Origin of the sequence: Cupriavidus sp. SIMBA_020 (assembly GCF_046535395.1) — a bacterium.
GTDB classification, from domain to species: domain Bacteria; phylum Pseudomonadota; class Gammaproteobacteria; order Burkholderiales; family Burkholderiaceae; genus Cupriavidus; species Cupriavidus campinensis.
In genome coordinates this window covers 1-273 of sequence record NZ_JAWRWU010000544.1, presented here as the reverse complement: position 1 = coordinate 273, position 273 = coordinate 1, and the positions used below count along the sequence as shown (strand labels likewise).

General features: G+C 69.2%; 1 protein-coding gene. It reads left to right on the top strand.

The window, feature by feature from the left end; all coding sequences use genetic code 11:
• On the top strand, window positions 1-273 hold a 273-nt coding region (locus tag SB751_RS30435; protein ID WP_410749075.1), incomplete at both ends, for a dihydrodipicolinate synthase family protein.

The window sequence follows — 273 nt, the reverse complement described above, 5'->3', positions numbered from 1 at the left end:
AGGACCTGCAATCACTGTCGCTGCTGTGCCTGGGGGGCGCTGGCATGATCGCGGCGGCCGCGCATATCCGCCCCGATCTGTTCGTGGCCATGTACCAGGCGGTGCAGGCGCAGCAGCTGGACCTGGCCCGCCGCCTGTTCCAGGCGCTGGTGCCCATCATCCAGCTGACGTTCGCCGAGCCCAATCCGGGCCCCGTCAAGGCGCAATTGGGTCGCCAGGGCCTGTTGACCGACGAATTGCGCCAGCCGATGCCCAGCGCCAGTGCGGCCCTGG